At 62.5% G+C, this 12,213-nt stretch carries 25 protein-coding genes; all 25 read left to right on the top strand.

Translation table 11 applies throughout. The annotated features are described in order from the left end of the window. A partial coding sequence (locus ABWP84_RS12400) for a hypothetical protein (RefSeq protein ID WP_353212350.1) occupies positions 1-71 on the top strand: 71 nt, incomplete at its 5' end. An 11-nt stretch (positions 72-82) separates the two neighbouring features. Further along, a complete protein-coding gene (rpsJ, locus tag ABWP84_RS12395) occupies positions 83-391 on the top strand; it encodes a 30S ribosomal protein S10 (RefSeq protein ID WP_353212347.1) in 309 nt (102 codons plus the stop codon). Positions 392-403: 12 nt separating this feature from the next. Continuing rightward, on the top strand, positions 404-1,102 hold the full coding sequence (gene rplC, locus ABWP84_RS12390; protein ID WP_353212346.1) for a 50S ribosomal protein L3: 699 nt from the start codon (positions 404-406) through the stop codon (positions 1,100-1,102). An 11-nt stretch (positions 1,103-1,113) separates the two neighbouring features. Next, on the top strand, positions 1,114-1,728 hold the full coding sequence (rplD, locus tag ABWP84_RS12385; protein ID WP_353212345.1) for a 50S ribosomal protein L4: 615 nt from the start codon (positions 1,114-1,116) through the stop codon (positions 1,726-1,728). Beyond that, a complete protein-coding gene (locus tag ABWP84_RS12380) occupies positions 1,725-2,060 on the top strand; it encodes a 50S ribosomal protein L23 (protein ID WP_353212344.1) in 336 nt (111 codons plus the stop codon). The genes rplD and ABWP84_RS12380 overlap by 4 nt, the downstream gene beginning before the upstream one ends. Before the next feature lie 4 nt (positions 2,061-2,064). Then, positions 2,065-2,898 carry a 50S ribosomal protein L2 gene (rplB, locus tag ABWP84_RS12375; protein ID WP_353212343.1) on the top strand — a complete coding sequence of 278 codons (834 nt, stop codon included), beginning with the start codon at positions 2,065-2,067 and terminating at the stop codon, positions 2,896-2,898. Positions 2,899-2,901: 3 nt separating this feature from the next. Then, entirely contained in the window at positions 2,902-3,180 is a 279-nt protein-coding gene (gene rpsS / locus ABWP84_RS12370; RefSeq protein ID WP_353212342.1) for a 30S ribosomal protein S19, read from the top strand. Between the two features lies 1 nt (position 3,181). Further along, a complete protein-coding gene (rplV, locus tag ABWP84_RS12365; RefSeq protein ID WP_353212341.1) occupies positions 3,182-3,571 on the top strand; it encodes a 50S ribosomal protein L22 in 390 nt (129 codons plus the stop codon). Between the two features lies 1 nt (position 3,572). Then, positions 3,573-4,250, top strand: a complete 678-nt coding sequence (gene rpsC / locus ABWP84_RS12360; RefSeq protein WP_353212340.1) for a 30S ribosomal protein S3 — start codon at positions 3,573-3,575, stop codon at positions 4,248-4,250. A 12-nt stretch (positions 4,251-4,262) separates the two neighbouring features. Beyond that, a complete protein-coding gene (rplP, locus tag ABWP84_RS12355; RefSeq protein WP_353212339.1) occupies positions 4,263-4,682 on the top strand; it encodes a 50S ribosomal protein L16 in 420 nt (139 codons plus the stop codon). 1 nt (position 4,683) lies between these two features. Continuing rightward, positions 4,684-4,893 (top strand): 50S ribosomal protein L29, encoded by a 210-nt coding sequence (gene rpmC / locus ABWP84_RS12350; RefSeq protein ID WP_353212338.1) that lies wholly within the window; start codon positions 4,684-4,686, stop codon positions 4,891-4,893. Between the two features lie 16 nt (positions 4,894-4,909). Next, positions 4,910-5,200, top strand: coding sequence for a 30S ribosomal protein S17 (gene rpsQ, locus ABWP84_RS12345; RefSeq protein ID WP_353212337.1), 291 nt, complete (start codon positions 4,910-4,912; stop codon positions 5,198-5,200). After that, complete coding sequence (rplN, locus tag ABWP84_RS12340) at positions 5,197-5,565, top strand: 50S ribosomal protein L14 (RefSeq protein WP_353212336.1); 369 nt, start codon at positions 5,197-5,199, stop codon at positions 5,563-5,565. Before rpsQ ends, rplN begins: the two co-directional genes overlap by 4 nt. Positions 5,566-5,567: 2 nt before the next feature. Continuing rightward, positions 5,568-5,888, top strand: a complete 321-nt coding sequence (gene rplX, locus ABWP84_RS12335; protein WP_353212335.1) for a 50S ribosomal protein L24 — start codon at positions 5,568-5,570, stop codon at positions 5,886-5,888. Between the two features lie 134 nt (positions 5,889-6,022). After that, positions 6,023-6,580: a 50S ribosomal protein L5 gene (gene rplE, locus ABWP84_RS12330; RefSeq protein WP_353212349.1), complete on the top strand. Its 558-nt coding sequence runs from the start codon at positions 6,023-6,025 to the stop codon at positions 6,578-6,580. A gap of 54 nt (positions 6,581-6,634) precedes the next feature. Beyond that, positions 6,635-6,940: a 30S ribosomal protein S14 gene (gene rpsN, locus ABWP84_RS12325; protein WP_353212334.1), complete on the top strand. Its 306-nt coding sequence runs from the start codon at positions 6,635-6,637 to the stop codon at positions 6,938-6,940. A gap of 15 nt (positions 6,941-6,955) precedes the next feature. Continuing rightward, a complete protein-coding gene (gene rpsH / locus ABWP84_RS12320; RefSeq protein WP_353212333.1) occupies positions 6,956-7,354 on the top strand; it encodes a 30S ribosomal protein S8 in 399 nt (132 codons plus the stop codon). Positions 7,355-7,367: 13 nt separating this feature from the next. Next, complete coding sequence (gene rplF / locus ABWP84_RS12315; RefSeq protein ID WP_353212332.1) at positions 7,368-7,901, top strand: 50S ribosomal protein L6; 534 nt, start codon at positions 7,368-7,370, stop codon at positions 7,899-7,901. Next, positions 7,901-8,266, top strand: a complete 366-nt coding sequence (gene rplR / locus ABWP84_RS12310) for a 50S ribosomal protein L18 (RefSeq protein ID WP_353212331.1) — start codon at positions 7,901-7,903, stop codon at positions 8,264-8,266. The genes rplF and rplR overlap by 1 nt, the downstream gene beginning before the upstream one ends. A 12-nt stretch (positions 8,267-8,278) precedes the next feature. Next, a complete protein-coding gene (gene rpsE / locus ABWP84_RS12305; RefSeq protein WP_353212330.1) occupies positions 8,279-8,908 on the top strand; it encodes a 30S ribosomal protein S5 in 630 nt (209 codons plus the stop codon). After that, positions 8,901-9,092 (top strand): 50S ribosomal protein L30, encoded by a 192-nt coding sequence (gene rpmD, locus ABWP84_RS12300; RefSeq protein WP_353212329.1) that lies wholly within the window; start codon positions 8,901-8,903, stop codon positions 9,090-9,092. Before rpsE ends, rpmD begins: the two co-directional genes overlap by 8 nt. A gap of 1 nt (position 9,093) precedes the next feature. Then, positions 9,094-9,585, top strand: a complete 492-nt coding sequence (gene rplO, locus ABWP84_RS12295; protein WP_353212328.1) for a 50S ribosomal protein L15 — start codon at positions 9,094-9,096, stop codon at positions 9,583-9,585. Between the two features lie 92 nt (positions 9,586-9,677). Next, positions 9,678-11,039, top strand: coding sequence for a preprotein translocase subunit SecY (gene secY / locus ABWP84_RS12290; RefSeq protein ID WP_353212327.1), 1,362 nt, complete (start codon positions 9,678-9,680; stop codon positions 11,037-11,039). Continuing rightward, complete coding sequence (locus ABWP84_RS12285) at positions 11,039-11,686, top strand: adenylate kinase (protein WP_353212326.1); 648 nt, start codon at positions 11,039-11,041, stop codon at positions 11,684-11,686. Before secY ends, ABWP84_RS12285 begins: the two co-directional genes overlap by 1 nt. A gap of 149 nt (positions 11,687-11,835) precedes the next feature. Next, the gene (rpsM, locus tag ABWP84_RS12280; protein ID WP_353212325.1) at positions 11,836-12,213 is read left to right on the top strand and encodes a 30S ribosomal protein S13; all 378 of its coding nucleotides are present in this window, start codon (positions 11,836-11,838) and stop codon (positions 12,211-12,213) included.

Genomic DNA, 12,213 nt, shown 5'->3' with positions numbered 1-12,213 from the left:
GCCTGCGTTTCGCCATCCGTGAGGGTGGCCGGACTGTGGGCGCTGGCGTCGTCGCTTCGATCTCGAACTGAGCGCACGCACCATGGACAGCCAAAATATCCGCATCCGCCTCAAGGCGTTCGATCACCGCGTGCTGGATGGCAGCACGAAGGAAATCGTGCAGACCGCGAAGCGGACCGGTGCGCAGGTGCGCGGGCCCATCCCGCTGCCGACGCAGATCGAACGCTTCACCGTCAACCGCTCGCCGCATGTCGATAAGAAAAGCCGCGAGCAGTTCGAAATCCGCACCCATCGCCGGTTGCTCGATATCGTCGACCCCACCCCGCAGACCGTGGACGCGCTGATGAAGCTCGACCTGGCCAGCGGCGTGGACGTCGAGATCAAGATCTAAGGACGCCCGACTATGGCTTCGACCAATATGGCCAAGACCGGCCGCACGGGGCTTATCGCCCGCAAGCTGGGGATGACCCGGCTGTTCCATGATGACGGCACCACCGTGCCTGTCACCGTGCTCCACCTCGACGATGTGCGCGTGATCGCCAAGCGGACCACCGGTACGGATGGTTACGAGGCGGTGCAGCTCGGCATTGGCAGGGCGAAGCCGAAGAATGTCACCAAGGCCAATAAGGGCCATTTTGCCAAGGCTGGCAGCGAGGCGCCGCGCAAGGTGGTCGAGTTCCGGGTGGGCGCTGATGCCTCGCTCGAACTGGGCACCAAGCTCTCTGTCGCGCATTTTGTGCCTGGCCAGAAGGTCGATGTCACCGGCATGAGCCGCGGCAAGGGCTTTGCTGGCGTCATGAAGCGTTGGAACTTCGCCGGCCTCGAGGCATCGCATGGTGTGTCGATCTCGCACCGCTCGCATGGTTCGACTGGTAACCGCCAGGACCCCGGCAAGACCTTCAAGAACAAGAAGATGGCCGGCAATCTGGGCTATGAGCGGATCACCACGCAGAACCTCACGGTTGCTGGCGTTGATCTCGAGCGTGGCCTGCTGCTGATCAAGGGCGCCATTCCCGGCGGCAAGAACGGCTATGTGCTGGTGAAGGATGCTGTAAAGCTGACCCGCCATGCGGATGCTCCGTTCCCGGCCGGCGTGGCCTGAGGAATAGTTCGATGCAAGTCAAAGTCATTTCGCTGGACAATGCCGAGGTCGGCGAGCTCGACCTGCCGGATGATCTGTTCGCGCAAGCCCCGCGTCCGGATATCATGGCGCGCGTGGTGCATTGGCAGCTCGCCAAGCGTCGCGCTGGCACCCACAAGGCCAAGGGCATGGGTGAGGTCTCCGGCACCACCAAGAAGCCTTACCGCCAGAAGGGCACGGGTAACGCCCGCCAGGGCTCGCTGCGCGCGCCGCAATACCGCAAGGGTGGCGTGGTGCATGGCCCGGTCGTGCGCGACCACGGCTATTCGCTGAACAAGAAGGTGCGTCGCCTGGGCCTAATCTCGGCGCTGAGCCAGAAGGCGGCCGAGGGCAAGCTGGTGATCCTGGATGCGGCGCCCGCCGAAGCCAAGACCGCCGCCATGGCCAAGAAGGTCAAGGCCTTGGGCTGGAAGTCGGCCCTGGTGGTGGATGTGACGGTGGATGCGGGCTTTGACCGCAGCTTCCGCAACATCCCTTACATGCAGGCCATCCCGACCATGGGCGCCAATGTGTATGACATCCTCAAGCACGACGTGCTCGCGGTCACCCGCGCCGGCGTCGAAGCCCTGAAGGAGCGCCTGGCATGAGCGCTACATTTTCAAAGCCGAAGGCCGCGCCGCGCATCAGCAAGGAGAAGATGTATCAAACCATCCTCTCGCCGCTGGTGACGGAAAAGGCGACCGCGCTCTCCGAGAGCGGCCAGGTTGTCTTCAAGGTGCCGCTCACGGCGACCAAGCCGGACATCAAGCAGGCGGTTGAAGGCCTGTTCGGTGTGACCGTGCTGGCGGTCAACACCATCGTGGTGAAGGGCAAGACTAAGCGGTTCAAGGGCCGCCCTGGTATTCGCTCGGACTGGAAGAAGGCAATGGTCAAGCTGGCCGAAGGCCAGAGCATCGACCTGACGACGGGGCTTTCGTAATTCCATGGCATTGAAGAATTTCAACCCGGTTACGCCCAGCCTTCGCGGCACGGTGCTGATCGACCGCTCGGAGCTCTGGAAGGGCAAGCCCGTCAAGGGTTTGACCGAGGGCCAGCACAGCCATGGCGGCCGTAACAATCACGGCCGTATCGTGGTGCGGTTCCGTGGGGGCGGGCACAAGCAATCCTACCGGATCATCGACTTCAAGCGCCGCAAGTTTGACGTGCCCGGCACGGTCGAACGGCTTGAGTATGACCCGAACCGCACGGCCTTCATCGCGCTGCTGAAATATGCTGATGGCGAGCTGTCCTATATCATTGCGCCGCAGCGCCTGAAGGTGGGTGACACCGTCATCGCCGCCGAGCGCGCCGACATCAAGCCGGGCAATGCGATGCCGCTGGGCAATATCCCGGTTGGCACCATCGTTCACAATATTGAGTTGAAGCCTGGCGCCGGTGCGAAGATTGCCCGCTCGGCCGGCACCTTCTGCCAGCTGGTCGGCAAGGATACGGGCTATGCCCAGCTGAAGCTGCAATCGGGTGAGGTGCGCACCGTGCGCGCCGAGTGCATGGCCACCATTGGTGCCGTGTCCAACCCCGACAACAGCAACCAGGAATTCGGCAAGGCCGGCCGCATGCGGTGGATGGGCTTCAAGCCCCATAACCGCGGTGTGGTGATGAATCCGGTTGACCACCCCCATGGTGGCGGTGAAGGCCGCACCTCGGGTGGCCGCCACCCAGTGACCCCGTGGGGCAAGCCCACCAAGGGCGCCAAGACCCGTAACAACAAGCGGACCGATCGACTGATCGTGCGCCGCCGCAACGCGACGAAGGGCTGATCAATGCCGCGCAGCGTATGGAAAGGTCCGTTCGTGGACGGATACCTCCTCGCCAAGGCGGATGCCGCTCGTGCATCCACCCGCAACGAGATCATCAAAATCTGGTCGCGCCGCAGCACGATCCTGCCGCAATTTGTGGGCCTCACTTTTGGCGTCTACAACGGTAAGAAGCATCTGCCCGTTCAGGTGACCGAAAATATGGTGGGGCATAAGTTCGGCGAATTCTCGCCGACCCGCACCTTCACCGGCCACTCGTCGGACAAGAAAGCGAAGCGGGGCTAGTATGAGCAAGCCGAAACATCTCCGCTCGGTCGCCGAGACCGAGGCGCTGGCCATCACCTACAATATCCGCGTCTCGCCGCGGAAGTTGAACCTGGTGGCGCAGACCATTCGTGGCGCAAAGGCGCAGGATGCGATCGCGCAGCTGACCTTCAGCAAGCGCCGCATCGCTGTCACCGTGCGCAAGACGCTGGAAAGCGCCATCGCCAATGCCGAGAACAACCATCAGCTCGATGTGGATCGCCTTGTGGTGAGCCGCGCCGAGGTTGGCCGCGCCATGGTGATGAAGCGCTTCATGGCCCGTGGCCGCGGTAAGGCCGCCCAGGTCGAGAAGTGGTTCAGCCATCTGAAGATTGTGGTCGCCGAGCAGGCCGTTTCGCAGGAAGCCGCGTAATATGGGTCACAAAGTCAATCCGATCGGGCTTCGGCTCGGCATCAACCGCACCTGGGATAGCCGCTGGTTCGCCGGGCGGGATTACGCCAAGCTGCTGCATGCCGATGTGAAGCTGCGCGAAGCCCTGAAGGAGCGCCTGAAGGGCGCGGGCGTCGCCAAGGTGGTGATCGAGCGTCCGGCCAAGAAGCCGCGCGTGACCATCCACGCTGCCCGCCCTGGTGTCGTTATCGGCAAGAAGGGCGCGGATATCGAAGTTCTGCGCAAGGACATGGCGAAGCTCGCCGGTGCCGAGGTTGCGCTCAACATCCTTGAAATCCGCAAGCCTGAACTCGACGCCACCTTGGTGGCTGACAGCATTGCCCAGCAGTTGGAGCGCCGGGTGGCCTTCCGGCGGGCGATGAAGCGCGCGGTGCAATCCGCCATGCGCCTGGGCGCTGGCGGCATTCGTATCAACTGCTCCGGCCGTTTGGGCGGGGCTGAGATCGCCCGCATGGAGTGGTACCGCGAGGGCCGTGTGCCCCTGCATACCCTCCGTGCCGATATCGATTATGGCGTCGCCACGGCGAAGACCACCTATGGCACCTGCGGTGTGAAGGTTTGGATCTTCAAGGGCGAAATCATGGCGCATGACCCGTCGGCGCAGGACAAGCGCGCCGCCGAGCAAGCGCCGCAACGCTGAGGAATGTAGGTCATGCTTCAGCCGAAGCGCACAATTTTTCGTAAGGCCCATAAGGGCCGCATCAAGGGCATCGCCCGGACTGGCTTCAGTCTGTCCTTCGGTGGTTTTGGTCTCAAGGCCCTGGAACCTGAGCGCGTCACTGCGCGGCAGATCGAGGCGGCTCGCCGCGCGATCACCCGTGCAATGAAGCGCCAGGGTCGGGTGTGGATCCGCATCTTCCCCGATGTGCCCGTCTCGTCCAAGCCTGCCGAAGTCCGCATGGGCTCCGGCAAGGGCGCCCCGGAATTCTGGGTGGCACGGGTCAAGCCTGGTCGCATCATGTTCGAGATCGATGGGGTGTCGCTGGACACGGCGAAGGAGGCCCTCACGCTGGGTGCCGCCAAGCTGCCGATCCGCACCAAGATCGTTGCTCGCCTGGGTGGGGACGCCTGATATGACCAAGGTTGCCGATGTCCGCGCCAAGAGCGCCGATGAGCTGCAGGCCATGTTGCTGGACCTGCGCAAAGAACAGTTCAACCTGCGTTTCCAGCGGGCCACTGGCCAGTTGGAGAGCACGAACCGCATCAAGGCGGTGCGTCGCGATATCGCGCGGGTGAAGACGATCCAGACCGAGCGCGCCCGCTCGGCCCAACCCCAGACCTGAAGAGGAGACCCCGGTTATGCCGAAGCGCGTCCTCACCGGGCGGGTCACCAGCGACAAGCAGGACAAGACGGTCACCGTCTTGGTCGAGCGTCGCGTGATGCATCCGCTCTACAAGAAGTTCATCCGGCGTTCGAAGAAATACGCCGCGCATGACGCAGAGAATATGGCTAAGGAGGGCGACCTCGTGAGCATCGAGGAGTGCCGTCCGATCAGCAAGCGGAAGACCTGGGTGCTGATCGCCCGCAATGGCGAGCCGGTTGCCAAGCCCGAAGGGCTTGTGGCCGCGGCTGAAGGAGTTCCGGCATGATCGGCGTTGAGGCCAATCTCGAGGTCGCTGACAACAGCGGCGCGCGTCGGGTGCAGTGCATCAAGGTGTTGGGCGGCTCCAAGCGCCGCTTCGCCTCGGTGGGCGACATCATTGTGGTGGCCGTTCAGGAAGCCATTCCCCGCGGTAAGGTGAAAAAGGGCTCGGTTGAGCGCGCGGTGATCGTGCGCACCTCCTACCCGGTGCGCCGCGCCGACGGCACGGCCATCCGGTTCGACAAGAACGCCGCTGTGCTGATCAACAAGTCCAATGAGCCGATCGGCACGCGTATTTTTGGACCCGTGGTTCGTGAATTGCGGGCGAAGAAATTCATGAAGATCATCTCCCTGGCGCCGGAGGTCCTGTAAACATGGCCGCCAAGATCAAGAAGGGCGACCGCGTTGTCGTTCTGACCGGTCGTGACAAGGGCAAGCGCGGCGAAGTGCTGCGCGTGTTCCCGACCGAGACGCGTGCGCTGGTCCAAGGCGTTCACCTGGTCAAGAAGCATGAGAAGCCTCAGGGCATGGGCAAGCCGGGTGGCATCACCACCAAGGAAGCGCCGATCCATCTGAGCAATATCGCGTTGATTGACCCGAAGAGCGACAAGCCGGCACGGGTTGGTTTCAAGACTCTGGAAGACGGCCGCAAGGTTCGTGTGTACAAGGCATCTGGTGAGGTTCTCGACGCATGAGCGGGACAAAGAAGGGCGCCGCCAAGGGCAAGGCGCCAGCAAAGAATGTCAAGAGCGGCGGCGCTGGCGCCCCGGTCAAGGGCGAGGGCACGGGCCGCGGCCAGAGCACGGTTCCGGCCGCTGCCGGTGCTGCGATGGCCTCCGCTGGCGTGCCGCGTCTGGCCACGTTCTATAAGGACGCGGTGCGGAAGAAACTCATCGAGGAGTTCGGTTACACGAACCCGATGGAAGTGCCGAAGCTGACGAAGATCGTCATCAATATGGGCGTCGGCGAAGCTGCTGGCGATCAGAAGAAGCTCGACAGCGCTGTTGGCGAGATGATGCTGATCTCCGGTCAAAAGCCGGTGCGGACCAAGGCGAAGAAGGCGATCGCGGGCTTCAAGATCCGCGAGGGCCAGGCGATCGGCTGCAAGGTGACGCTGCGCAGTGTCCGGATGTTCGAGTTTCTCGACCGTCTGGTGACCATCGCGCTGCCGCGCGTGCGTGATTTCCGTGGTCTTGCGGGGAATAAGGGCTTCGACGGCCGCGGCAATTACGCTATGGGCCTGAAGGAGCAGATTGTGTTCCCCGAGATCGTGTACGACAAGGTCGAGGCCGTTCGCGGCATGGACATCGTGTTCGTCACGACCGCGAAGACCGATAAGGAAGCCAAGGCGCTGCTCAAGGCGTTTGAACTTCCCTTCACGAACTGAGGCAATTGGAAAACCGCGGGCCTTTGCCCGCAGGTTCCGGAGGATAGACACGATATGGCGAAGACTTCGTCCGTCGAGAAGAACAACCGCCGCGAGAAGCTCTCTGAGGCGCATGCCAAGAAGCGTGCGGCATTGAAGAGCGTGGTGATGGACCGCGAGGCGCCCATTGAGGAGCGCTTTGAGGCGACCATCAAGCTCGCGCAATTGCCGCGCAACGGCGCCAAGGTTCGTGTGCGTCTGCGCTGCGAATTGACCGGCCGCCCGCGTGGCAATTACCGCAAGTTCAAGCTCAGCCGAAATATGCTTCGGTCCATGGCCAACAGCGGGCAGCTGCCCGGTGTGGTCAAGGCCAGCTGGTAAGGAGGAGAGCACCACATGTCGCTTTCCGATCCCGTGGGTGACCTGCTCACCCGCATCCGCAATGCCCAGCATGCTCGCAAGTCGCGCTGCGTGGCCCCGGCCAGCCGCCTCAAGGCGGATGTGCTCGAGGTTCTCAAGCGCGAGGGTTATATCCGTGCGTGGAAGGTGTCCGAGCTTCGTGCCGGCGTCTCCCAGCTGGAGATCGAGTTGAAATATTCTGAGGGCGAGCCCGCCATCAAGGAAGTGAGCCGCGTGTCCAAGCCTGGGCGCCGGGTTTATTCCAAGATCAAGGAGCTGCCGAAATTCTACTCGGGCCTTGGTATTTCCATCCTGTCCACGCCGAAGGGCGTGATGAGCGACGCTGAAGCACGGGCTGCCAATGTTGGCGGCGAAGTGCTGGCGCGCGTGTTCTAAGGGGGCCAGCAGAATGTCACGCGTTGGCAAATATCCCGTGCCTGTTCCTGCCGGCGTCACCTTGGCGCTGCAGGGCAGCACGCTGGTGGCGAAGGGCAAGCTGGGCGAACTCAGCATGCCGGTCTCCGAGTCGGTGGAACTTGAAATCGCGCCGGGCACGGTTGCGGTGAAGCCCCGCGGCAAGGACCGGCAGAGCCGGACCATGTGGGGCACCACCCGCAGCCTTATCAATGGCATGGTGAAGGGTGTGTCCGTGGGCTTCACCAAGTCCATGGAAATCACCGGCACCGGTTATCGCGCTGCCGTGCAGGGCCCCGAATTGGTTCTGAACCTCGGCTATAGCCATGAGATCCGTTACACGGTTCCTCAGGGCATCAAGATCACCTGCGAGAAGCCCACGGCCATCAAGGTGGAAGGCATGGACAAGCGCCAGGTCGGCCAGGTTGCCGCGGAAATCCGTGGTTATCGCGGTCCCGAGCCCTATAAGGGCAAGGGCGTGAAGTACGAGAACGAGCAGATCCTCCGCAAGGAGGGTAAGAAGAAGTAATGGCCCTGAAGAAACTCGACCTCGAAGCCCGGCGTCGCGCCCGTCTTCGCTATCAGATCCGCCAGAAATCCGGTGGGCGCGCGCGTCTGTCGGTATTTCGTTCGGGCAAGCACATCTACGCTCAGGTTATCGACGATGTGGCGGGGCGCACGCTTGCGGCCGCCTCCTCGCTCGAGAAGCCGATGCGCGAGGCGCTGAAGACCGGCGCGGACAAGGATGCGGCGGTGGCCGTTGGCAAGCTGGTGGCCGAGCGCGCCCTGGCGGCTGGCATTTCGGCCGTGGTCTTCGATCGCGGTCCCTATCTCTACCATGGCCGCGTGAAAGCGCTGGCCGATGCCGCCCGCGAAGGCGGGTTGGCATTCTAAGGGGCATTCGATATGGCACGTGAACCGCGCAGCGGTGGCGAAGGTGGTGGTGAGCGCGAGGGTCGTGGCCGTGGCCGCGGCCGCCGCGACGATAACCGCCAACAGCAGACCGAGCAGGGCGATGACCTGAAGGACAAGCTGGTCACGATCAACCGTGTGGCCAAGGTGGTGAAGGGTGGCCGTCGCTTCTCCTTCGCTGCGCTGGTCGTGGTGGGTGATCAGAAGGGCCGTGTGGGCTGGGGCGCTGGCAAGGCGCGCGAGGTGCCGGAGGCAATCCGCAAGGCCACTGAGCGGGCCAAGCGTACCATGATCCGCGTGGCGATGCGCGAGGGCCGTACCCTGCACCATGATGTGGTGGGTGAATTCGGCGCCGGGCGCGTCTATCTGCGGGCAGCGCCTGCCGGTACCGGCATCATTGCCGGTGGCCCGATGCGCGCCGTGTTCGAGACGCTGGGGATGGGCGATGTCGTGGCCAAGTGCACCGGCACCACCAACCCCCATAACATGGTGAAGGCGACATTCGCCGGCTTGGCGCGTGCCGCCAGCCCGCGCAGCGTGGCCAGCCGCCGTGGCAAGAAGGTGGGCGATCTGCTCGGCACGAAGAAGGGCGATGAGCCTGCGGCGGAGGGTGCCAATGTCTGATGAAGCAAAGGCCACCGTCACGGTGCGCCAGACTGGTTCGCCCATTGGCCGCAAGCCTGGCCAGCGCGAGACGCTGATCGGCCTCGGCCTCAACAAGATGAATCGGGTGCGCACGCTCGAGGACACCCCCAGTGTCCGCGGCATGATCAAGAAGGTCGCGCACCTCATCAAGGTAGAGTCGTAAGATGAAACTGAACGAACTCAAGGATAACGAGGGTGCGCGCCCCAAGTTCAAGCGCATCGGTCGTGGTATCGGCTCGGGCAAGGGCAAGACCTCTGGCCGCGGCGTGAAGGGCCAGAAGGCCCGTACCGGCGTCTCGCTGAACGGGTTTGAAGGTGGCCAGCTGCCGATTTATCGGCGTCTGCCCAAGCGCGGTTTTGTTAACATTTTCCGCAAGGAATATGCTCCGCTCAATATTGGCGCGCTGGATAAGGCGATCAGCGAAGGTCGTCTGCCCGGTGACCAGCCTTTGGATGAGACCATGCTGAAGGCTGCGGGCGTTGTGCGCTCGCAGGCTCGGCTGGCCGGCGTTCGGCTGCTCGGCCAGGGCAATATTTCTCGCGCGGTCAACATCACCGTCTCCGGTGCTTCGGCAACGGCGATCGCGGCTATCCAAGCCGCGGGTGGCACGATCACCTTGCTGAACGCGCCTGCGGAAGCAGCGCCGGAGGCGTGAGGTTTTCACCTCGCGCATTCGCGCGAGGTATGCGGTAATATGGGGCGGCGCCCGGCTTGATGTCTGGGCGCCGTTTTCATGGGGATTAGGCGATGGCCTCGGCGGCTGAGCAACTCGCGTCCAGTCTGAACTTCGGTGTGCTGGCCAAGGCAACCGAACTCAAGAACCGCCTTTGGTTTACCCTCGGCGCGCTCATTGTCTATCGCATTGGCAGCTATGTGCCGGTGCCGGGCGTCGATGCGGCGGTGATGGGTGAGATGCTGCGCCAGCATGGCGGCGGCATTTTGGGCATGTTCGACATGTTCACCGGCGGCGCGCTTGGGCGGATGACCGTCTTTGCGCTCAATATCATGCCCTATATCTCTGCTTCGATCATCGTGCAGCTGATGTCGGCAGCGATTCCCTCCTGGGAGGCGCTGAAGAAAGAGGGCGAGAGCGGCCGTAAGAAGCTCAATCAATATACCCGCTACCTGACTTTGGCGATTGCGATCGTGCAGGCCTATGGCATTGCCGTGGGCCTCGAGAGTGTTCGTGGCGCTGCCGGAGCAGCGGTGATGGACCCTGGAATGATGTTCCGGCTCTCCTGCGTGATCACCCTGGTGGGTGGCACCATGTTCCTGATGTGGTTGGGTGAGCAGGTGACAGCCCGCGGCGTTGGTAACGGGATTTCGCTGATCATCTTTGCCGGCATTGTGGCGAACTTGCCCTCCGCGCTGATTTCATTGCTCGAACTCGGCCGGACTGGCGCGCTCTCCACCTTCTTTATCCTGTTCTTTGTCGCTGCCGCTTTGGCGGTCATCGCGCTGGTGGTATTCGTGGAGCGGGCGCAGCGGCGCATCCCGGTGCAATACCCTAAGCGCCAGGTCGGCAACCGGATGACGGGTGGTGAAAGCACGCATCTGCCGCTTAAGTTGAACACGGCGGGCGTTATCCCGCCCATCTTTGCCTCGTCTCTTCTGCTGCTGCCAGCGACTGTGGCGGGCTTTAGTACGGATGCTACGGCGGATACCTGGCTGCAATGGGTCGCCAATCAGCTTGCCCATGGCATGCCGGCCTATATGTCCCTGTATCTGGCTATGATTATTTTCTTCTCGTTTTTCTACACTGCTGTGGTTTTTAACCCGGTGGAGACCGCTGATAACCTGAAGAAGTATGGCGGTTTTGTCGCCGGTATTCGCCCTGGGGCCAACACCGCTGAGTATTTTGATCGCGTGTTAACCAGGCTTACTGCGGTTGGTGCGATTTATCTCTCGGTTGTTTGCCTTATTCCTGAGTTGCTAATCTCGAATTACGGCGTGCCGTTCTATTTTGGCGGTACATCGTTGCTTATCATTGTGACCGTCACGATGGATACGGTGGCACAGGTGCAATCGCACTTGTTCCAGCACCAATATGAAGGTCTGATCAAAAAGGCTCGCCTCGGCGGCCGAGGCCAAAGGGGTGGTGCGCGGTGATGAACTTGATCCTGTTGGGCCCGCCGGGCGCGGGCAAGGGCACCCAGGCCAAGCGCCTGGAGGGGTCCTTCGGCCTAGTGCAGATCTCGACCGGCGATATGCTGCGCGCCGAGGTCAAGGCCGGTTCGCCGATTGGGCTTGAGGCTCGTGCGATTATGGAGCGCGGCGATCTCGTCCCCGATGCCATCATCACCGCCATGCTAGCCAACCGCGTTGGCCAGGCGGATGCGGCCAATGGCTTCATCCTTGATGGCTTCCCGCGCACCGTGCCGCAGGCCGAGGCGCTGGACCGCATGCTGGCGGAGAAGGGCATCAGGCTCGACCATGTGATCGAGTTGAAGGTGGATGACGCCGCATTGGTGGGCCGGATTTCCGGCCGCTACACCTGCGTGCAATGCGGCGCTGGCTATCATGATACGTTCAAAACGCCCAAAACCATCGGCGTCTGCGACAATTGTGGTGGCGCCGAATTCAGCCGCAGGGCTGATGACAAGGCCGAGACGGTTGCTGCGCGGCTGGCTGCCTACCACCGGCAGACGTCGCCCCTGCTGCCCTTCTACGGGGCACAGGGCAAGCTTTCTGCCGTGGATGGCATGGCGGCGATGGATATCGTCTTCGCCGCGCTGTCTTCTATCGTGAAACCGTGAAGGTGGCGTTGACTCTTCTTCCATCGGGGTGTAGTGCCCCGCTTCTTTAGGCAACGGCGCTTGCGCGCCGCATTGTTGTTTTAACCCATTCCAAAACGGTGGCGGGCCATTGGGCCCCCACCGCAAGACTTTGAGACAGGAGCAGCCCAGTGGCGCGTATCGCCGGCGTGAATATCCCCACGAACAAGCGCGTGCTGATCTCGCTGCGCTATATCTTTGGCATTGGCCCTCAAAACGCCAAGGACATCTGCGAGAAGCTGGGCATCCCGGCTGAGCGCCGTGTCAACCAGCTCACCGATGAGGAAATCGGCAAGCTGCGTGAAACGATCGACCGTGACCACCGCGTGGAGGGTGACCTTCGCCGTGAAGTGGCGATGAATATTAAGCGGTTGATGGATATGGCGGCCTATCGCGGCCTGCGCCATCGCCGTGGCCTGCCGGTTCGCGGTCAGCGCACGCATACCAATGCGCGCACTCGCAAGGGCAAGGCTGTGGCCATCGCCGGCAAGAAGAAGGTGACGAAGTAA

Source organism: Rhodovarius sp. (assembly GCF_040399605.1).
In the GTDB taxonomy this organism is placed as follows: domain Bacteria; phylum Pseudomonadota; class Alphaproteobacteria; order Acetobacterales; family Acetobacteraceae; genus Rhodovarius; species Rhodovarius crocodyli_A.
The sequence above is the reverse complement of the archived record's forward strand: the minus strand, read 5'-3'. Positions and strand labels throughout refer to the sequence as shown.